The sequence below is a fragment of the Brevibacillus sp. JNUCC-41 genome, from assembly GCF_014844095.1.
In the GTDB taxonomy this organism is placed as follows: domain Bacteria; phylum Bacillota; class Bacilli; order Bacillales; family DSM-1321; genus Peribacillus; species Peribacillus aracenensis.
On sequence record NZ_CP062163.1, the window covers coordinates 3,684,565 to 3,706,308 of the forward strand.

At 36.3% G+C, this 21,744-nt stretch carries 18 protein-coding genes and 1 pseudogene; 13 read left to right on the forward strand and 6 right to left on the reverse strand.

Features of this window, described 5'->3' with window-relative positions; translation table 11 throughout:
• The first annotated feature begins 299 nt into the window (after positions 1-299).
• Both JNUCC41_RS18025 and JNUCC41_RS18030 read left to right on the forward strand, forming a co-directional pair.
• Positions 300-1,709 carry a processed acidic surface protein gene (locus JNUCC41_RS18025; RefSeq protein WP_192204182.1) on the forward strand — a complete coding sequence of 470 codons (1,410 nt, stop codon included), beginning with the start codon at positions 300-302 and terminating at the stop codon, positions 1,707-1,709.
• Position 1,710: 1 nt separating this feature from the next.
• On the forward strand, positions 1,711-2,346 hold the full coding sequence (locus tag JNUCC41_RS18030; protein WP_192204183.1) for a class D sortase: 636 nt from the start codon (positions 1,711-1,713) through the stop codon (positions 2,344-2,346).
• Between the two features lie 105 nt (positions 2,347-2,451).
• Here JNUCC41_RS18030 and JNUCC41_RS18035 read toward each other — a convergent pair whose 3' ends face one another.
• Both JNUCC41_RS18035 and xylR read right to left on the reverse strand, forming a co-directional pair.
• Positions 2,452-2,859 (reverse strand): DoxX family protein, encoded by a 408-nt coding sequence (locus JNUCC41_RS18035; RefSeq protein WP_192204184.1) that lies wholly within the window; start codon positions 2,857-2,859, stop codon positions 2,452-2,454.
• Between the two features lie 495 nt (positions 2,860-3,354).
• Entirely contained in the window at positions 3,355-4,509 is a 1,155-nt protein-coding gene (xylR, locus tag JNUCC41_RS18040; protein ID WP_228467672.1) for a transcriptional repressor XylR, read from the reverse strand.
• Positions 4,510-4,748: 239 nt separating this feature from the next.
• On the opposite strand from xylR, the gene xylA reads away from it, so the two are divergent.
• The 6 genes from xylA (at position 4,749) to JNUCC41_RS18065 (ending at position 10,874) form a co-directional block, all read left to right on the forward strand.
• Positions 4,749-6,086, forward strand: a complete 1,338-nt coding sequence (xylA, locus tag JNUCC41_RS18045) for a xylose isomerase (RefSeq protein ID WP_192204186.1) — start codon at positions 4,749-4,751, stop codon at positions 6,084-6,086.
• Positions 6,087-6,144: 58 nt separating this feature from the next.
• On the forward strand, positions 6,145-7,647 hold the full coding sequence (gene xylB / locus JNUCC41_RS18050; protein ID WP_192204187.1) for a xylulokinase: 1,503 nt from the start codon (positions 6,145-6,147) through the stop codon (positions 7,645-7,647).
• Positions 7,648-7,695: 48 nt separating this feature from the next.
• Positions 7,696-8,748: an aldose epimerase family protein gene (locus tag JNUCC41_RS18055; protein ID WP_192204188.1), complete on the forward strand. Its 1,053-nt coding sequence runs from the start codon at positions 7,696-7,698 to the stop codon at positions 8,746-8,748.
• Between the two features lie 201 nt (positions 8,749-8,949).
• Complete coding sequence (gene xylE, locus JNUCC41_RS18060; RefSeq protein ID WP_192204189.1) at positions 8,950-10,371, forward strand: D-xylose transporter XylE; 1,422 nt, start codon at positions 8,950-8,952, stop codon at positions 10,369-10,371.
• Positions 10,372-10,430: 59 nt separating this feature from the next.
• Entirely contained in the window at positions 10,431-10,538 is a 108-nt protein-coding gene (locus tag JNUCC41_RS27335; protein ID WP_353618335.1) for a hypothetical protein, read from the forward strand.
• A 159-nt stretch (positions 10,539-10,697) separates the two neighbouring features.
• Positions 10,698-10,874 carry a DUF4083 family protein gene (locus tag JNUCC41_RS18065; RefSeq protein ID WP_192204190.1) on the forward strand — a complete coding sequence of 59 codons (177 nt, stop codon included), beginning with the start codon at positions 10,698-10,700 and terminating at the stop codon, positions 10,872-10,874.
• Between the two features lie 614 nt (positions 10,875-11,488).
• On the opposite strand, the gene JNUCC41_RS18070 is transcribed toward JNUCC41_RS18065, so the two are convergent.
• Positions 11,489-12,070 (reverse strand): YitT family protein, encoded by a 582-nt coding sequence (locus JNUCC41_RS18070; protein WP_192204191.1) that lies wholly within the window; start codon positions 12,068-12,070, stop codon positions 11,489-11,491.
• A gap of 308 nt (positions 12,071-12,378) precedes the next feature.
• Entirely contained in the window at positions 12,379-13,869 is a 1,491-nt protein-coding gene (locus JNUCC41_RS18075; RefSeq protein ID WP_192204192.1) for a DHA2 family efflux MFS transporter permease subunit, read from the reverse strand.
• A gap of 406 nt (positions 13,870-14,275) precedes the next feature.
• Here JNUCC41_RS18075 and JNUCC41_RS26810 point away from each other — a divergent pair.
• Positions 14,276-14,380: pseudogene (locus tag JNUCC41_RS26810) on the forward strand (GntR family transcriptional regulator); the annotation flags it as partial.
• A 523-nt stretch (positions 14,381-14,903) separates the two neighbouring features.
• Here the strand turns inward: JNUCC41_RS26810 and JNUCC41_RS18085 are convergent.
• Positions 14,904-15,410: a DinB family protein gene (locus tag JNUCC41_RS18085; protein ID WP_192204193.1), complete on the reverse strand. Its 507-nt coding sequence runs from the start codon at positions 15,408-15,410 to the stop codon at positions 14,904-14,906.
• Between the two features lie 241 nt (positions 15,411-15,651).
• Here JNUCC41_RS18085 and JNUCC41_RS18090 point away from each other — a divergent pair, with 241 nt between their 5' ends.
• From JNUCC41_RS18090 to JNUCC41_RS18100, 3 genes are all read left to right on the forward strand, one after another.
• Complete coding sequence (locus JNUCC41_RS18090) at positions 15,652-15,858, forward strand: hypothetical protein (protein WP_076368693.1); 207 nt, start codon at positions 15,652-15,654, stop codon at positions 15,856-15,858.
• Positions 15,859-16,487: 629 nt separating this feature from the next.
• The gene (locus JNUCC41_RS18095; RefSeq protein WP_192204194.1) at positions 16,488-17,861 is read left to right on the forward strand and encodes an aspartate aminotransferase family protein; all 1,374 of its coding nucleotides are present in this window, start codon (positions 16,488-16,490) and stop codon (positions 17,859-17,861) included.
• Between the two features lie 206 nt (positions 17,862-18,067).
• Positions 18,068-18,928, forward strand: coding sequence for a MurR/RpiR family transcriptional regulator (locus tag JNUCC41_RS18100; RefSeq protein WP_192204195.1), 861 nt, complete (start codon positions 18,068-18,070; stop codon positions 18,926-18,928).
• Positions 18,929-19,001: 73 nt separating this feature from the next.
• Here JNUCC41_RS18100 and JNUCC41_RS18105 read toward each other — a convergent pair whose 3' ends face one another.
• A complete protein-coding gene (locus JNUCC41_RS18105; RefSeq protein ID WP_192204196.1) occupies positions 19,002-20,405 on the reverse strand; it encodes an amino acid permease in 1,404 nt (467 codons plus the stop codon).
• A 217-nt stretch (positions 20,406-20,622) separates the two neighbouring features.
• On the opposite strand from JNUCC41_RS18105, the gene JNUCC41_RS18110 reads away from it, so the two are divergent.
• Positions 20,623-21,432, forward strand: coding sequence for a nitrilase-related carbon-nitrogen hydrolase (locus JNUCC41_RS18110; protein ID WP_228467360.1), 810 nt, complete (start codon positions 20,623-20,625; stop codon positions 21,430-21,432).
• Positions 21,433-21,744: the final 312 nt, after the last annotated feature.

Here is a 21,744-nt window from a genome sequence, read left to right on the forward strand (position 1 = left end):
ATGAAATTTTAGGATTATCATGCTTTAATAAAATTTATTGGGCATACGATATTCATAATTCTATTATCTGGAGGTACAGAAGAGAGGGGATTTAATCCCCTCTTTTTGTAATTGGTATATTAATAGGAAGAAATACGTCATTGTTACCAGAAAAAGATGTATATGCGGTTAAAAAGCTTGTTACAAAGTAATCAAAGTAGAAATTTCCCATACTGGAAAAAATAACTTCATTGTTTAATTATTGTTATTGAATTATAATTTGTTAGAAACATATGAAATGTTATGAATAGGAGAAAAGTATGAAAAAACTGTGGACCATTTTAGTTTCATTTACTTTGTTAATTAGCTTATTCCCGCAATTAGCATGGGCAGCACCAAAGAAAAATTTTGAGCAAGAACTCACAAAGTATTTAAAAGAGGTAAGCCTTGTCAGGGGGTTTGAAGTGACGAAGGATGATATTGAAACGTCTCTTTCTTTTTACGATGAGAGTATTGAAAACTTTGAATCCATTGATGATCTTAAAGATGCCTTGGGCGAAGTTATTAAAGCAGATTTAAGTAATTTAGATGCCATTTATGAAGATTATAATTTAACTAATGAGAGTCTAAATAAACTATTGCATGAGAATGGCGAAGAACTAGACGATTATATCTTTATCTGGGATCTCGATGAAGCTGTTTATTTCTATGCAGAAGAGGGCGATTTTGAACGAGATCCAAACTTTGACAAAGAATTTGTCAATTATTTAGCAAAGGTTAGCAAGGTAAGAGGCTTCGAAGTAACAAAAGAAGATATCGAAGCGGCATTGGAACTCTATGATTTTAGCACGGAAGAATTCGAATCTGTCGAAGAGCTTAGCGAATTCTTAGGTGACGTCATAAAGGCAGACCTAAGCAACTTAGATTATTTTAATAAGAATTATGGATTGGATAAACAAGCGTTGCTTCAATTGTTGGAAGAAAATGGTGAAAATATTAACGATTATATTTACATAGATGATCTTGAAGAAACTGTTTGGAACCTTACTGGTGGGGGGATAGATGGTGAAGTTGCCGAAGATCTCCTTCCTATTTTCGAGGAAGAACTCGGTTTAACGGAAGAGGAACTACAACGGCTTGAAGACCACTTAATGTCTTTGGAAGAGCATCTTTCCAATCCGGAAACAGTCAAGCAACTTGAAAAATTGGGCAACCGCATGATGGCTTTCGAGGAATTTGATGTAGCAACCGAGCTTACAGCTGAACAGATAGCTGAAATGGCATCAATCTATGAAGAATTACTTTCCATCTTTAAGCTTAAGGTATCCTATTCCCTTGTGAAAAGTGGCTCGGAATCACCTGTATCCCTTTTGGATTTAATGAAACTGGAAGAACTGAAAGGTGCTAACCTGAAAATATCGATATACTCTATTGACGGAAAGTTCTTGGCTGATCTTTTAATAACAGGTGATATGGTAGACTCTGACACTATTATTAATGCAGGCGGACAAATAAAGGAATCTGCTAAAGAGGTACAAAAGACCATTGAAAAGGCACCAGTTGCTAAACCAGTAAAACAAAAAATCAGCACTAATGCTAAATCGGAACATCAAACTGTAAAAGGGGCTAAACTACCAAATACCGCTTCAGATTATATCCCTAATGCCCTTTTAGGACTATGCATTGTCTTGTTCGGGAGCTTGATGTATCGAAAAATCAGGAAAGCTTAATATGAAACAATTAAAGAAAAGGCGGTTGCTTCTGCTTTCTTGCACAATTGCCATCATTTTATTAGGGGTTTGGTTTTCCACATCCAATATGTATAAGTTTGCAAAAGGTTACTTTCTTTACAAGACTCATACTCCAAGTAGCCAAGTGAATGAAACTGTACAGAAACCACCCAGCAGTGAGCCAATAAGTAAAAAAACAACAAAGAAAAAGCTATATCCTGTCCGCCCTGAAACGGGTGAAGAAATCGGGGAACTGTATATACCCAAACTAAAAGCCAAACTCCCTATTTTTCATGGCACAAATGAGGATGAATTGGAAAAAGGCGTTGGTCACTTTGCAGGAAGTGTACTACCAGGTGAAAATGACAATTCCGTTCTTTCCGGCCATAGAGATACGGTATTCCGTAAACTCGGGCAAGTTGGCGAAGGAGATTTGTTGATTGTAAGAACATCGGCAGGAGAGTTCACATACAAAGTCAACAAAGTTCGAATTGTGGATGAGGATGACCGAACCGTAATCGTACCAAAGCCACGGGCAACGCTAACCGTCAGTACCTGTTATCCCTTTGATTATATCGGGGCGGCACCTGAACGCTATATACTTGTCGCTTATTTGTCTTCAAAAAAAGTAAGTTAATAAGCAACTTTTTATGTTCTAAAAAAAGAGTTCCGATAAGGTAAACCTTATCGGGACTCTTTTAATTTCCAATTCTTCATATGAGACGAGTTTGTAGCCAATTTATTATATTGTTAAGCTATCTTTATTGCTCAAAGTACCAGATGAAACGGATTTTAATATTTTATGATGGTAAATATAAGAGCCGGCTATCAATATATATCCGATGATGAAAAGCAGCCATCCACTGGCAGGGTCGCCCACTGATATGCTTGAATACATAGCACCCGTCAAATCAAATACAAAACCGGCATAAGCCCATTCCTTAATTCTCGGAAAACCTGGAATGAGTATTGCCACGACACCTAATAATTTGGCTATACCAATAAAGGGCAGGAGGTAGGTAGGATAACCTAAATGATTAAATAAAGCGACTGCATCGGGAACAGACATTATATCCGGAATAGAACCCAAAACCATTAGTGCCACTAAAAGTCCTGTGAAAATCCAATATATAATTTTTATTTTTTTCATTTATACTCATTCCTCCCTTAAGTTGACAGTTTAATCATATTCCAATTTCCTTTTTTTAATACATCCTATATTATTGAACCTCAATGTCGTAACGCGATTCTTTAATAAGCATCGCGCCACAACTGTAGGCAAACCCGAAGAAAAACGAGTTTGCCTGCAGTGTTTTCTAAAATAATATTCAGTTGATTTCAGAAATCCGCTCCATTTCCAATGCCAATAGCAGTGGTGGTACTTCTTATTCGTCTGTTGAAGAATGGAAGAAATTATATCCCTTCTTATGTTTTAGACGGATATAGAGAAGGGATGAACTGTGTATTGAGCCAAACGATTTAAAACAAATTGTTTTATCTTAGAACCTAACTCATTTAATACAATGATCTTTTCTGGATGTAGGGACGAAAAAAACAAGAGAGGCCTTACTCTAGGTAGAGAAAGACCTCTCCCGTTACCTTAGGAAAGATATTCAGACATCTATCATCAATACTCTGATATAAATTAGCTTGCAGAAACATTTAAAAAATGTTCGATCACAATTGAAACAGCTCCTAATGCAGGTGCATTTCTTCCTAATGAAGAGGGCAATAGTTCACACGTACTTTCCAAATGAGAATATACCCTAGAAGAAACCTCATTCTTGATGGTATTTAACACAATCGGGTGAGATTCGATAATGCTATTTCTCAGAATAATAGCCTGTGCGTCAAATGTATTGAGAATATTAGTCAAGCCAATACTGACGTAGAAGCCAAAGTTCTGGAGTGCATTTAAGACGGCTACATCATTTTTATTTGCACGCTCAACAATTTCTTTTCGTAACATGTTCTTTTCGCCTAAAGAAAAAGAATCCAGTAATGCTTTTTCTGAAGCATATAATTCCCAACAGCCTCGGTTCCCACATCTGCATTTGGGACCGTTAAAATCTATCGTCATATGACCCATTTCTCCTGAAAAGCCATTTACTCCTTTATATAATTCATTATTAATAATAATCCCGACTCCAATTCCTACGTTAATACTGATGTAAATGATGTTTTCATAGTTTTTAGTAACCCCAAATACTTTTTCACCGCATGCGCCTGCATTAGCCTCATTTTCAACAAAAACAGGTACATTGAACTCGCTTTGAATTAAGAGTTGCAAATCTTCAATATACCATTCCAAGTTGGGCATAAAAATAATTTTTTGATTGCCATCCACAAAACCTGGTACACAAATACCTATTCCCACCAAACCGTAAGGAGAGTCGGGCATATGAATTATAAAATCATGAATAAGTGCAATCAGAATTTCCTTCACTTCACCAGCTGAAGGACTAGACAAGTCAGAAGCCTTTTCAAGGATAATGTTGCCTTCTAAATCGGTTAGAATTCCATTAAGGTAATCAACACCTATATCGATGCCTATTGAATAGCCTGCATTTTTATTAAAAACTAGCATCACAGGTCTTCTGCCACCTCTAGATTGTCCTGCTCCAATTTCAAAAATAAAATCTTTTTCAAGTAATGTATTTACTTGGGAAGAAACAGTAGATTTATTTAACCCCGTGATCTCAGAAAGGGTTGCTCTAGAGATTGGTGAGTTTTTTAAAATTTCATTTAATATCAACTTTTGATTCATTTTCTTTACTAAAGCTTGATCTGCTATCGGTATGATAATCGCTCCTTTGTTTTACCATTGAACTAAGTGTTGTTTTATCTTTTATAAAATCCAATCTAGAAATAGTATATTTAATATTATAACTGAATTTTATAAAAGAAAATATTGAAATAATCATTTATTTTGTATATCATGATATAAAGTTAGTTTATTGCCACAACAAACTTTCTTAGGTGGTATTTTTAATATTATTAATTAGGGAAGTTTTTCACTATTAAAGGGGGAAGTAGCACATGATTCAAACTGATACTAATAAAATTAATTATTTTGAAAGCGTAAACAAAGTTTCTTATGAGGGGAAAAATTCTAAAAATCCTTTTGCTTTTAAATACTACAACCCAGAAGAAATAGTAGGCGGTAAAACAATGAAGGAACAACTACGTTTCTCTGTTGCTTACTGGCATACATTTACAGCTGATGGGACAGATCCTTTTGGTGCAGCTACGATGCAAAGATCATGGAATAAATATGATGGAATGGACTTAGCAAAAGCTAGAGTAGAGGCAGCTTTTCAACTTTTTGAAAAATTAGACGTTCCTTTCTTTGCGTTTCATGACCGAGACATCGCACCTGAAGGAAACACATTAAAAGAAACCAATAAAAATCTTGATGTAATCGTTAGCATGATTCAAGAGTATATGAAAACAAGTAACGTAAAGTTATTGTGGAACACAGCTAATATGTTTACAAATTCTCGCTTCGTTCACGGTGCAGCTACTTCTTGTAATGCAGATGTATTTGCTTATGCAGCAGCTCAAGTAAAGAAAGGGCTCGAAACGGCTAAGGAATTAGGAGCAGAAAACTATGTGTTCTGGGGCGGTCGTGAAGGTTATGAAACACTGCTCAATACAAATTTAAAGTTAGAGTTAGATAACTTGGCTAGATTTATGCATATGGCTGTAGATTATGCTAAGGAAATTGGATATACAGGTCTATTCTTAATTGAGCCAAAACCAAAGGAACCAACAACGCATCAGTATGATACCGATGCAGCTACGACCATTTCGTTCCTAAGACAATACGGGTTAGATAAACATTTTAAACTAAACCTTGAAGCTAACCATGCTACTCTAGCTGGGCATACGTTTGAACATGAATTACGCGTAGCCAGAGTTCAGGGCTTCTTAGGATCAGTGGATGCAAACCAAGGTGATCCTCTTTTAGGATGGGATACCGATGAGTTCCCAACAGATTTATATTCTACAACTTTAGCAATGTATGAGATCCTGCAAAATGGAGGATTAGGTAGTGGAGGATTAAATTTTGATGCTAAAGTACGCAGAGGTTCCTTTGAACAAGAAGATTTAGTATATGCTCATGTGGCAGGGATGGATGCGTTCGCTAGAGGTTTAAAAGTGGCTCATAAATTATTAGAAGATCGTATTCTTGAAAACATCATTGATGAACGCTACAGCAGTTTCAAAGAAGGAATTGGTCTTGAGATTGTTGAAGGAAGAGCCAACTTCCATACACTAGAGCAGTATGCATTACAAAATACAAACATTACGAATAAGTCAGGAAGACAGGAACGATTAAAAGCCATCTTAAATCAATATATTTTAGAAGTTTAATGGATAAAAGAGAGTGGAAATAATTTCTGCTCTCTTTTATAAAAGTGGAGGAATCAAGATGAAATATATAATCGGAATTGATCTAGGAACGAGCGCTGTCAAAACTGTTTTAGTTAATACAAATGGTGAGATCTGTGCAGAAGCTTCTAAAAATTACCCTCTTCTGCATGAAAAAACAGGATATAGTGAACAAAATCCTGAGGAGTGGATTCAGCAGACTGCTCGTGCTTTAAATGAGTTAATCTCCAAATCCGATGTAAGACCAGAAGATATAGAGGGAATTAGTTATTCTGGACAAATGCACGGTCTAGTACTGTTGGATAAGAATCATAATCTTTTACGTCATTCTATTTTATGGAACGATACAAGGACGACAGCACAATGTCATCAGCTATATGAAATGATTGGAGAAAAGCGTCTTTTAGAAATAACAAAAAATCAAGCTTTGGAAGGGTTTACACTACCTAAGCTGCTATGGGTTAAAGAGCATGAGCCAGAGATATTTGATCAAACAGCTGTATTTATGTTGCCTAAAGACTATTTACGCTTCAAAATGACTGGCTTTATTCATAGTGAATATTCAGATGCTGCCGGTACATTATTGTTGGACGTGAGTGAGAAAAAATGGAGCGAAGAGATTTGCCGATTAGTGGGAATTGATATCAGCATTTGCCCATCGCTATTGGAATCTAGTGATTGCGTGGGAACAATTAATGAAGAATTCTCTCAAAAATCTGGGCTAGCATTATCGACTAAGGTATTTGCGGGTGGAGCTGATAATGCTTGTGGAGCAATTGGAGCTGGCATTCTATCATCGGGAGAAACGTTATGCAGCATCGGAACATCTGGTGTCGTACTTTCTTATGAGGAGCAAAATGATAGAGACTTTGGTGGGAAAGTGCATTATTTCAACCATGGAAAAGAAAATGCTTTTTATACGATGGGAGTTACATTATCTGCTGGCCACAGTTTAAGTTGGTTTAGAGATAATTTTGCTGAAAATGAGTCATTTGAAGAATTACTGGCTGATATAAACAATGTTCCAATTGGCTCAAATGGGCTTTTATTTACTCCATACTTAGTTGGGGAACGAACGCCACATGCAGATGCTACTATACGTGGAAGCTTTATAGGAATGGATGCTTCCCATAAAAGGAGTGATTTTACAAGGGCAGTTATTGAAGGAATTACCTTCTCATTAAATGAATCGATTGAAATTTTTCGGGAAACTGGAAAAGAAATTTCGTCTATTGTATCAATTGGCGGGGGAGCAAAAAATGATAGTTGGCTTCAGATTCAAGCAGACATTTTTAACACAAAAATTATAAAGCTATCTACTGAGCAAGGACCGGCGCTAGGGGCAGCCATGTTAGCCGCTTATGGATGTGGGTGGTACAACTCATTAGAAGAATGCGCAGATGTATTCATATCTACTTCAAAAACATATCAACCTAAATTAGAAAATGTTCCAGTGTATAAACAACTTTATGCTTTATATAAAGAGGTATATTACCAAACAAAAGACTTAAGCAAAAAGCTGAATCAATTTAGCAGAAAATAACAGGTTACATTCGAGTCATGCATCCCTTTCTTCGAAAAGGAGATTAACATGAAAATAGAAGAGGGAATATTCGGTGAAATAAATGGAGAAGTGGTAAAGTCTTATTCAATCATGAACAATCAAAACATAAAAGTAACCTGTATTGATTTTGGATGTACGATTACTAGAATCGATGTACCAGACAAAGAAGGAAATATAGAAAATATCGTGTTAGGGTTTGATTCTGTAGAAGATTATTTACATTATTCTCCTTATTTTGGTGCAGTAATCGGTCGAGTGGCAGGGAGAGTTAATCCACCAAGCGTTGATATAGAAGGGGTTACCTACCGGCTTCCTGAGAATGAAGGGGGAACTCATTTACATGGTGGACCTGATGGATTCCATAACGTGGTCTGGAAGTCTTCTACTAGTGAGAGTGTAGATGAGGCTAGTGTGACATTTACTTATATGAGTCCTGATGGAGAAGCTGGTTATCCTGGAAATCTTGAGGTAAGTGTCGTTTATACTCTCACTAATAATAATGAGCTTATAATCACCTATCATGGTATTTCAGATAAAAATACGTTATTAAATTTAACCAATCATACTTACTTTAATCTGAGTGGCAATTTAAAAGAAGATATCTTACAGCATGAATTAACTATGAAAAGTGATAAGTTTTTAGAGCTTGATCCGTCCTTACTCCCTACAGGCAATTTAATAGACGCTGAACATACACCTTTTGATTTTAGAAAAGGAAAGCGAATTATTGAAGGAGCAAATTCCACACATCAACAAAATGAAATAGTAGGAAATGGGTATGACCATCCATTCTTATTAAGTGAAAATCATCAAAAAGAAATTTGTTTGGTTAATCCTTCTAACGGACGGAAAATGATAGTGGAGACAGATGAGCCATATGTTGTTTTATATACTGGAAATATGCTAGAAGATACTTTTCGAATTAGAGGAATTCCTTGTCAAAAACATCTTGGCTTATGCCTTGAGACTCAACATCCGCCTAATGCCATTCATAATCAGCAATTACCTTCTATTTTATTAGAAAAAGATAAAGATAAAGAGTATCATTCTAAAACTCGTTTTACTTTTTCCGTCGATTAAAAACCTTTGGTTTTCATTGGTTTAATGTTTTTTAGTTAAATGAAATTCTACAATGGAAGGGAGGATAAAAGCAGTTAGTAGAATGGGTGATGGAAGAGAGGTCCTTCTTTTATTAATTTTGAAAGCGCAACCAAAAGTGTGCGCTGTTATAATAAATGGACTTTCACATAGCCCGTCATTCTTAACTGTTTTTAGTAAAACATGAAGCAAAAAAGAAACTCATTATATATCTTTTCTATTACCTTAGTTGCCGCAATTGGAGGGTTACTATTTGGATATGATACAGCTGTAATATCCGGAGCTGAAAAATCATTAAAGGTTTATTTTATCGATAGCTTAGGGTTAGGCTCTTTGGCACATGGCGTCACCGTATCAAGTGCTTTAATAGGATGTATTATCGGGGGATTAATATCCGGCTATTTTGGATCAAGACTAGGACGTAAAAAATCACTTTTACTTGCAGCGATTCTTTTTATAGTATCAGCATTAGGTGCTGCTTATCCTGAATTTTTATTTTTTACAAAAGGTGAACCAACACTTTCTTTATTACTAGCTTTTAACTTTTATCGAATTATCGGGGGAATTGGTGTTGGATTAGCGTCAGCTATTTGTCCAATCTATATAGGAGAAATTGCTCCGGCAGATATTCGCGGCAGATTGGTATCATTTAATCAGTTTATGATTATTTTTGGTATGTTAGTCGTTTACTTTGTAAATTGGGGTATTGCAAATGGTGAAACGTTAGAATGGATAAATGATGTAGGATGGAGATACATGTTTGCTTCAGGAGCTATACCAGCCTTACTCTTTGCTGTACTTTTGTTTTTAGTTCCTGAAACACCTCGCTATTTGGCAATACAGAATCAAAATCAAAAAGCTTTAGCAATACTTACAAAAATTAATGGATCTTCAGAAGCGAAAGCGATTCTGAGTGATATTAAACAAACGATTGCTATCAATATTACTTCGGAAAAATTATTCACATATGGAAAATTAGTTATTATTGTAGGTGTACTGCTTTCTGTATTTCAACAATTTGTAGGTATAAATGTAGCTTTATACTACGCTCCGCGTATCTTTGAAAGCATGGGAGCAGCTAAAGATTCTTCTATGCTGCAAACCATTATTATGGGATTAGTAAATGTTATCTTTACAGTCATCGCGATTTTAACAGTTGATCGATTGGGAAGAAAGCCTTTATTAATAGTAGGTTCCATAGGAATGGCAATTGGAATGTTTGGTGTAGCAAGCATGGCTTTTTCTAATATTATTGGAGTATGGACGCTTGTATTTATCATTATTTATACAGCTTCATTTATGATGTCGTGGGGTCCAATCTGCTGGGTGCTAATTTCAGAGATTTTCCCTAATAAAATTCGAGGTCGGGCTGTAGCCATTGCTGTAGCTGCACAATGGGCGGCTAACTATTTTATTTCTTCTACGTATCCTATGATGATGGAATATAGTGGCGGACTAACATACGGTTTTTATGGTTCAATGAGCGTACTATCTGCATTATTTGTATGGAAAATGGTTCCTGAAACCAAAGGAAAGACTCTTGAACAGCTGGAGAATATATGGAGAAGAAATGTCAAAAAATCAGAAGATAGTCAAATTATTTGAATAGTAAAATACACTTAAACTGGAGATAGGTATAATATAAAAGGATTCTTATTGTTGGGATAGTAAGTATTGTTATTTCAGGTGTTTTTATCGGAGCATGGACAGGTGGACAACAACAAAGAGCAAAGTTTCATTCAGAAACATCTGTTTGGGTATTTCTTGAATAATAATACTTTGCTCTTCAATAATAGGTCTCTTACTTTAAAAAGGAAGGTTGCTGAGGCAGCCTTTTTCTTATGGTACTAACGGGGTAGTTTTGTAGTGTTAAAGAACTGCACAGTAAAAACTATGGCATAACACCAGTAATTGTGAAGGAAGGGATTAATTTGAATATTGGTGAGATGTTATTTCAACTAGTTTTCCTTATTTTTATATTCGGATTATTTTCAGGTGTATTTTTTCTTGTTCGTTCTCTCGTTACTAAACAACCAAGAAAATCAGAAAGCATCGAACAAAAGCTTGATAAAATTATTGATTTACTTGAAAAGGATAAGAAAAATTAAACCTTTTCTCTTTTGGCATTAATCCTACCTGCACTATTTATTTCAACTTCACAATAAGTCTTAATGAACAAGCAGGAGTGTTAGTTCATCAAGAAGAAGTAAAAGAACTGCCCTCCAATTGTTAGTTGTGTCTAACGATTGGGGGGGCAGTTCAAATTTTACTGGCTGACCTTTTATTAATAGAATCCATTATAACAGTAGGAGGGTAGGGCGCACGGGGGCGTGAGAATTGATTCCGTGAACTAAACTGTCTGCCCCCTACTTGTATATGTTTGAGGCTGGGTAGGAAACTTCGACAGACGTGGCGCGATTCTTTATTATGAGTCGATTGACTATATGTAAACTTGAAGAATAGCGGGTTTGCCTGCAGTTTTTCCAAAGAAATATTCAGATGATTTCAGAAATCGCACCGAAGATTATACAGCCGAAATCATGGTTGCAACACAAATTCACGAGTAAATAGTCCAAACTGACGAGTAAAACAGCAAAACTTACGAGTAAAAGAAGCGAAATCACGAGTGAACGACGCGAAATCATGGGTGCAGCACGGGCAAAATATCCAAAGGCGGGATATACTTGATCAGAATCCCTGTTGCAGCACTGTAGATATGGTTTTATCGTATAAAAATGTTTATTGTCTTAAAAGAATTGATAAAAATGACGCATATGCCGACACAGGAAATCGTGAGGAGTGAATATATTAGCTTTAGGTCATTCAATATAATAATTCCCGCAATTACTATGAGTGAATCGATAATAAAAATAATAATTCCAGGGTTCGTTGCTGTGGTTTTAGAGATTAATAGTGCTAGTAAATCCACTCCACCGGGGCTAATATGCTGTCTCAGCATAAAACCCACACCAATCCCAATCGTCATTCCACCTATAATGGCACTCGTTATGATCGGTAGATGAACTAAACCGTTTAGTGGTGTTAGCCAATCAATAATGGTTGAAGTAAAAGCTAACCCAAGGATGGCATTGAAGAAATAAGACTTATCGTATAGAAGAGATAGAAGGTATATGGGAATGTTGATCATGATCATGGTATGTCCAACTTGGATTCCCCAAACATATTTGATTAACAGACTTATTCCAAATATCCCGCCATTTATTAGATGAATGGGGACAATGAACAGGTTAAGACCTACTCCAATGCAAAAACTTGAAAAAAGCAGAGTAACAAACTTTTTCATAAAAACATTCCCCTTGTCCAAATCATTATCTTAAAATATATGAGAGCAATGTAAATATATACTTAGCTGTTTTTGAAATTACGATTGCTATTTGTGTATTGGTGGCTTTCCTCCCCAAATGAAATTTTAGATGCATGTGAGTATGCAGCAGGATCAAAATGAATGCCTTACCTTGAGCACATGAAGTAATTTGACCAAAAAAGGAGACACTCATAATAAGTGTCTCTTTTTTTTTGCTTTAATGGGGCAAGTCAGTTTTATAGAATTTTTATTCTTTGGAAAATAGGTTGAGTTTAAGCCTTGTTTATTCAAGCTCTTTTTTTCGATAGGCGATTTGTAATGGTATCTTCTTGCGGTGAAGTTTGCCGTATATAAAAGGCCAGTATGAATGCAATTATGGTCAAACCTGTTGCAATCATGAATGCATCATCCACTCCCATTACGCTACCTTGTTTAATGGCCATGGCCATTTGTGATGTATTATCTGGTGATATGTTCCTATGAGATAAGATTTCCTGAACATGCTTCGTTCCCTGGTTTGTCATGATGGAAACAAAGAATGCCATGCCAACAGCACCTGCTACCATTCTCAATGTATTGACCATTGCTGTTCCATATTTATTTAGGCTAAGTGCCAATTCATTTAATCCAGCTGTGAAGATAGGCATCATCAGTATCGACATTCCGAACATTCTAATAGTATATACCCACACCACATAAGAATAGGACGTATCTGTTTCAAGCCGCGTTAAAAGATAGGTTGTAATGATAGTGATGGCAAGTCCGCTCACCGCAAGCCATCTCGCACCAAATCGATCAAACAGCTTACCTGTGATAGGAGACATGATCCCCATTAAAATCCCGCCAGGCAATAGCATGAGACCGGATTCCATCGGGGTAAACCCACGGATATTCTGCATATAGATTGGCATGATGATCATTCCAGAGAACATACCCATAGTTGCGATGATGTTGATAATTGTCGTTAAAGTGAACATCCGATACCGAAAAATTCTAAATTCCAAAATAGGATGAGATACAGTAAATTGCCTCCAGACAAATAAAACTAAACTGATTCCTCCAACAAGGAACATCGTCAGTACTTCGGGATTGCCCCAGCCCTTGGTACCCCCTGTAGCAAATCCATATAGAACTCCGCCGAATCCGATAGTGGATAGAATTACACCAATTTTATCGAGTTTAGGCCGACTCGTTTTTCCTACTTTTTTGATGATGAAAATGGCAAAGATGAAGTCAAGCAGTGCAAATGGGAAAATGACAAAAAACAGAACCCGCCAAGAGTAGTTTTGTATAATCCATCCTGATAACGTCGGTCCTACAGCAGGGGCAAAATTCATCGCAATACCAAATATACCCATTGCGAAACCGCGTCTGTTAGATGGAAATATAGTAAAAATCACATTTGTGATCAAAGGGAATAAAATCCCCGCCCCGGCGGCTTGAACCACACGTCCGATCAATAAGACGGAGAAGCTGGGGGCAATTCCACATAGGAAAGTTCCTAAAGCGAAGAGTCCCATCGAAGCAAGATATAGTTGTCTTGTATTGAAACGTTCCATTAAGAAAGCAGTGATAGGGATGACGATCCCATTGACCAATAGGAAGATTGTAGTAAGCCAGTTAGCTGTTGCAGCTGAGATTTCAAAGTGATTCATTAATTGAGGCAATGCGATATTAATTAAAGTCTGATTTAAGAAAGCGACTAGAGCCCCAGCCAGCATCACCGCAAACATGGGACCCGTACGAATTTTAGTGATGGCTGTTTTGTTGTGATTCATTATTATGGTACGTCCTTTCCGCTAAGGTAGTACGTATTGTACTGCCTGCTATTTTTAAAAATTATAGAAATTAAAGCGAATTCATTAAGAAACCAGCCTATATTTTCCAAAGATATACAACATCTTAAGGAGATTAACCTCAATTCACGGATTTTGGAGGCGTTATTCTTTATTAACAACTTACTTGACAATAACCAGGGTATATTCTTATTTTTAGGAAATCCCCCAGTTTAACAACCATTCTATAGGTATACCATACTTCAAACAATAATCACCAATATAATACTTACTACGTATCAGAAAAGTTGTTCCACTTAAGTTAAATACTTTAACATTCTATCATTCGTATTCACTAAAAAATAGTTAATTGATAAAAAGGTGTGATGGACAATAAAAAGAACTTTCTGAAACCTATAACGTAAGTTGCTTTACCATACGAAAAGGAATAGAGGAATTGGTGAAGGAAGGGACACTGACACGGATTCCGCGCAGGGGTACCTTTGGCATCTAAGAAGTTCCATAATGAATTGTTATCCATAAGTGGATTTTCGGAGTTTAGTCGATGAATCAACTTATAAAATCCATACAGAATTAGTCAGTAACGATAACATTATAGACGTGATTGGTGCTACAAAAAACTATGCTGAATTTTTAGAATGCGATATTAGTGCCAATTTATTTAGAATATTAAAGATCGCTTCCTATACAAACGACCGGCATGCAACTCACAACGTTCATGTGCGAAACCAACAAAGTCAATCTGACTGTTCATCGGGCAAAATAGGTCATGCCAAATTATTGGCATGACCTATTTTGGTGTATTACTCCTTTAACTCTCATCTTCCATTCTTTTTTCTTTGATCATTGCATATAAAATATCCTTACAATTAAAACATAAGATTTTCTTGTTATCTAATAGAATACCGTTCAGAAATCCAGCAGTACAATACATTACGTGCACAGCGAACACAAGTGCCAACTAGTTCGTCCATCGATACATCCCCTTATTCAGGAATCGGATATAGTTTGGTTTTTTATTTTGAATAAAGGTAAAGGCCAAAATCTTGCATAACGGAAGTGTGCCCCATTTGCCGCAACATGGTAGCAATATTGCCACGATGATATGATCCGTGAGTGACAACGTGTAATACCGATTCGGAAATGGAAGTTTCAAGAAAACCAGCATATGGGTTATCCACGATAATTACCTTTTCCATATCCGCTGTACTCAGTAGTGCTTTGTTTCTGTCGTATAAGTCCAGAAATATTATTTTCATTTCCTCAATACTTTTCTTTTCAACCTCTTCTCTTAATTGATTGGAAGATGCCATTGCTTCATCCATACTTTTACCTGTGATAATGTCAAACCACGCATAATCCGTGAGATAAATATGAGACAACACTTTTGATATGGACGAAAAACCACTCTGAATTTCCTTATGATAAATGTGCTGTGGAAGCTCATTTAACCGGTCGATGATGACCCCATTTGCCCACGAGTGATAGTTATACAAATCTAATACTGGCTCGGGATGTTTCATTAAAAAACCTCCATATACACTAGTTTTTTCGTCTTGAACAATTTATGCAGTAAAAACAAAAAAATTCTGGTGAATTCAATAAAGGATATTTATTAATAGGCTGTTCCTCCTAACGTGCGTGGCGCTCATCGCGTATTTCCAATGTATAAAGGTAATGAGAACTACTTATCATCCTGAGTATTTTTTCTTGCAGGAAAAAAGCTCCTTATATCGAACTGATAGTAAAGGAGATGGTATTTTTATGAATCTGAGGATCAAATATAGGCTTTATATCCATGTAGACGGAAAACTTATTCCAGAACAGTATGACCGATACGAGATACTAAACGTCAGGGAAGGTATAGATCCAAATGATACTAAGGATTACCAAGAGCTTATTAGTAAACTGAGTAAGTCGATTAATCGACCACTAAGTGAGTTTGAAATAAAAAACTATGAAACAATGTAAGTGCAGTTACGTATTCTAAAGTTTTCTCCTTCGTTAAAACGTAAATCAAAATATAGAAGTGAAAATATTTAAAGTGATGAACCTCTGGAAATATGTAATAGATACAGCATCCCCAAATAACGTCGGTGGTATTGGGTTGCTGCGGTAGAGGTCAAGGAGGCACAGACATGATTGAAGTGCATGATAAATAACGCCAATTAAGCGCGCCATTTCTTGGAGCGCTTAATTGGCGTTTACTCATTAAAATCAGATATTGGTCGAATCGCTTCATCTAAATGGGCTGGCATTTATATGTCTGAGATCTTAAAAATAAACAAAAATCAACCTTGACTTTGTAATATTTATTTCATATTATATTTTATAATGAAATGTTTATTTTAATAATTAGAAAATTCACTATGGGTACAACAGGAAGTGAGTGAGAAGTTTGGAATGATGGTTGGTGGAAGCAATTTCAAAGTGGATACTTAATCATCTTTTATCTTCTTATGTCGGGCTGGACCTGGTTGCTTAATCAAGGTTTGAAAAATATCTACATTTAATAGAAGTTTTGATTAAATTAAAAAAATCGCTTCTATTATTTATAAATACTTCGCATGAAAAAAATCTATATTAAGGGGAAATTCATTATGATACTACACGATAAGGGTTTATTATCAGAAAAAACGAAAAAATCAGCTGATTTATTTGAAAAAGCTTGTGACGTGATTCCGGGCGGTGTCACAGCACATATTAAATATTTTCCTCCACATCCAATAATGATGGAAAAAGGAAAAGGCAGTAAGTTATATGATGTAGATGGCAATGAATATATCGATTATTTATTATGTTATGGAGCTCTTATATTAGGGCATGGTCATCAACAAGTATTCGATGCCGTGACAAAACAAATGTTAGAGTCTGGAACGACCATATTCGGTACGCCTCACAAGATGGAAACAACAATGGCGGAAAAATTAGTAGGGTTATATCCTGGTATTGAAATGGTTCGTTATACGAATTCGGGCTTGGAAGCAACACTTCTTGCAATTCGTACCGCGGTTGCTTATACCGGAAAACCGAAATTGGCGAAGTTTGAAGGACATTATCATGGAGGGTATGATCAAGTATTAGTGAGTGTTAACCCTGATATGGATCAGGCAGGTATCGCAACAGCCCCTAAAGCGGTAGGAGAATCAAGAGGAATACCAGATTACTATATTGAAAATACCGTCATTCTTCCATTCAATGATTTAGAATCTACCGAGAAGATTTTACGTGCCCATGCACATGAATTAGCAGGTGTTATTTTAGAGCCAATTCAAGGAGGGTTCATACCTGCTGAACAAGAATTCATGGAAGGACTTCGTAGAATAACAGAAGAACTTAATATAGTGCTTATTTTCGATGAAGTAAAAACAGGTTTCAGGATATCGATTGGGGGAGCTCAAAAAGTATATGGCATTAAACCGGATATCACTACCTTAGGAAAAGTTCTGGGTGGCGGATTCCCAGTAGGGGCCATTGGAGGTAAAAAAGAAATAATGATGATTACCTCTGCTAGAGGCGGACGAGATATTTTAACAGCTGGAGCAGATAATGCAGATAAACAAAATCCGTTATATCATAGTGGAACATACAATGGTCATCCGACCATATTGGCTGCCGGTTTAGCAACTATTGACTTATTGGAACAAGAAGGAACAATGGAAGATTTGTTTGCTAAGACGCAATCTTTACGTAAGGAACTTGAGAATGTGTATAAAAAACATGGCTTAAACATGCAAACAGTCGGTATGGGCAGTATCTTTAACATTATCTTAGCTGAAGGCCCGATTAAAAATTATCGTGATATGAGCAGGGCAAATACGAAATTAAGAAAAGAGATTGACTATGAGTTATTAAAATTAGGTATTTATACAAAGCCGCTTAATCGTTATTCGATGTCTGTTGTACACACGGAGGAAGATATTCTTCGAACTGTGGAAGCGCATGACGAAGCCATTGGACGGATCCTGAAATAATTCAGCTTAACTGAGTGTCAGATGAGAAAGCAAAAGGCCCGATCAAAGCGATTTTAATTGATCAGGCCTTTTTAATTCCAGCATGGCACTTGCAATTACCTTGACAAAAAAGGATGAAAAAACCTATTGTTAAATTATAATCCTTCACAAAAAGGAAATAGATACTCCTACAATGCATAAATAAAATTAAAGGGGCGCTCTTTTTAATGTCAAACGTCTATCAAAACATCGCTGGACAAATAGGGGAAATGAGCAAGTCCCACGTGAAAATAGCTACATATATTTTAGAGAATCAAACGACCGTTCCTTTTTTTACAGTTGGGAAATTAGCAAAAATGGCAGGGGTCAGTGATGCCACCGTTGTGCGGTTTGCAACCTCGCTTGGCTATTCAGGCTATCCGGAGATGCAGCAGTATATGCAGAATTCCGTTAAGCAGCAGCTGACAACGACAGAGCGATTGAAGATGTCCCAAAAGGTATACAATAAAGAGTCTTCAGGGGTATACGAAGTTTTCCAAGATGACATCGCAAACATAAAATCCACAATGGAGAAATTGGATGAAGATGCATTCCATGAAGCAGTGAAATGCTTATTACAAGCGAGAAGGGTTTATGTTATCGCAAACCGCAGTGCCACATCATTAGGCGTGTTTTTGGAATATTATCTTCAAATTGTTCTCAATAATGTGGAACTTCTGCAGTCATTGGAGAATTCATCGGAAAAGTTATATAATTTAAGTGAAAAAGATGTAGTGATTGGTGTCAGTTTTGCACGATATACGAAAAGTACAATTCAAATGTTTTCTTTTGCAAAGGAAAAAAATGCCACAACAATAGCCATTACTGATAATCTACTCTCACCGCTTATTCCTCATGCGGACATTCCGTTGACAGCATCCAGTCAGATGCCTAGCTTCATTGACTCTTTCGTTGCACCATTAAGCTTGATTAATGCTTTGATCATGTTTGTCGGAAAAGAGAAGCAGGAAGATATACACGAGCGATTAGAAGTTTTGGAAGACATCTGGAGTCATTTTGATGTTTTTCAAAGAAAGAAAATGGAATAAAGAGAAGCCTTACTTTCCCAATGTGGAAGAGTAAGGCTTTTTAATTTATCACATAATGATATTCCGCCATAGCTTATTTCAATGGAGGCAAATTACTGGTTAGTTTACTTTTCTCCTCTGCGCTAATGATTTTCTTTTTTCCGAAAAAATGAGTCAACACAATGATTACCCCGGTTAGTAATAATGTTGAATATAGTTGGCTTCTTGTAGAATCGATAAAAGCCATGGAAATTAAAATGATGGAAATCCCCACGATGGTCGCATATGTTAAATATGGGAACAACCACATCTTCACTTTCAGGGCATCAGGATTCTCTCTTTCCAATCTATTTCTCATCCTCAACTGAGAAATGGAAATAACCAAATAAACTAGTAATATAATCGCTCCTGATGAATTAACGAGAAACAGAAAAACTAATTCAGGCGAAACATAACTCATCACTACAGCAATATAAGAAAATATGGTAGCTGCAAAAACAGCTCTGGCAGGTACTCCATTTTTATTCAACTTACTAAAATATTGTGGGGCATCCCCTTTTTTTGCTAAAGAGAAAAGCATTCGGGATGTTGTATATAATCCAGCATTTAGACATGATAAAACAGCAGTTAGTACGATGAAATTCATGAGGTGAGCTGCAAAAGGAATGCCTAGGTTTTCTAAAACGGCAACAAATGGACTTTGTAATACATTAGCAGAATTCCAAGGAAGTAATGTCACAACTACCGCTATTGATCCTACATAAAAGATCAAGACACGCCAAATTGTACTATTAATGGCTTTAGAGACGGACTTAACAGGATCCTTTGATTCAGCTGCTGCAATGGTCGCTACTTCTGTACCGGCAAAAGAGAAAAATACAGTGATGACTCCCACGAAGACGGAACTTACACCATTAGGGAAAAATCCCCCGTTTTGTACAAGGTTAGATATTCCAACCGTCGATTCTCCTGAAAATCCGAATATATAAGATACGCCTAAAATTAAAAAGGCGATGATGCTCGCTACTTTAATCATGGCAAACCAATATTCAAATTCTCCAAAGGATTTCACTGAATAGATATTTGTTAAAGTCAAAGCGATTGTCAAGGCCAAAGCAAGAAACCATAAAGGAATACCTGGGTACCACATATTGATGATGGCTGCACCTGCAATGGCTTCAATGGCAATAACGACAACCCATTGAAACCAATAAAGCCACCCAACCGTAGTACCTGCCCAAGGGCCAATTGCGTCCCGGGCATATTCTGAAAACGAACCACTTGATGGATTGGAAGTGGCCATTTCACCAAGGCTCTTCATAATCAAGAACACTAAAACACCGGCAATTACATAAGAGACCAAGATGCCAGGCCCGACCTTATGTATGGCAGCTCCACTACCTACAAAAAGACCTGCACCAATGACGCCTCCGATTGCAATCATTGACATGTGACGAGAACTGAGTGATTGTTCTAAATCATTCTGTGGTTTTTTCATGTAAGACCTCCCTGAAAAATGTTGTGTAAAAGCTTACAATTACCCTAACCGAAACTGGATTGATTATAGTTTACACAATTTTTAGATTTTTTGAAATAAAAAATTCAAAATTATATACTAAAAGAAATAATCGTTGCTTAATTAAATGAAATAAAATATTATTAAATTAAACACAGGTTTCTAAAAAATCTGATAATTTCCATTTGCAGAAAAGGATGTGCTTTTGTTGATTAAGGTTGCTGCAGTTCAAATACAAGCTATCCCTGGTGAAAGGGATAAAAATATTAAAAATTGTATAGAAATGGTTGAAGAGTCGGCTAAACAGGGAGCTGAATTAATCGTATTACCTGAACTTTGGGTGAGTGGTTACTATTTATCGAAGGAGCAATTCGAATCGTTGCAGGAGGTTTCGACTGGAGAGACTGTTTCATTATTTCAAAAGCTCGCTAAAGAGTTAAAAGTAATACTCATCGTCCCATTTGTTGAGGGGGAAAATGGAAGCCTTTACATATCTTTGGCTGTAATTGAGTCAACAGGGGAAGTCATTGCCACTTATCGAAAATCATTTTTATGGGGAAGAGAGAAGGAGATATTTACTCCTGGTGAGAAAGTCTATAATGCAATAGAAACATCGAAAGGGAAAATAGGTGTTCTTATTTGTGCAGATATTGAATTTCCTGAACCAAGCCGAATTCTAGCTCTTCAAGGTGCAGAACTTATTATTGTTCCTTCAGTATGGAGTTACGGAGCTGAAACAAGATGGGATATTCAACTTCCGGCACGTGCACTCGATAATACGGTTTATATTCTTGGCGTAAACACGGTTAATGAGGGAAGTTGCGGAAAGAGTAAACTTGTTGCTCCGACCGGTGAGGTTCTATGTGAAGCTTCAAGATCAGAGCAAAGTATTCTCATTCATGATGTGGATTTTTCAATTATATCAAAGGTACGAAATGAAGTTCCTTATCTGGATGATTTAGACAAGAAATTGTGGCCAAATGTTTCGTTATTTGCATTGGAAAAATAGATTTTTTCAAAATTCATTAAACGAATTATGTGGGTCTATAACTAGAATCTTATAAAAGTTTATTAAAATCCATTTTTCATTATTAAATGATTAATGGATTTTTTGATTTTAGGAAACATAAGCAAAATAATTTTTGAACCATGAACCATGAATCGGCTTTCTCGAATTATCGTTAAAGAACTTACTAGATTACAATATTTCCTATCAAAAGGTCAATGTGTTGATCTCGGTGCAACTACTGTTATCACAAGAATAATTATTATCGTGGGTAATTTTCAGAAAATTATTGTTTTTCCGAAAAAACCGCTATAT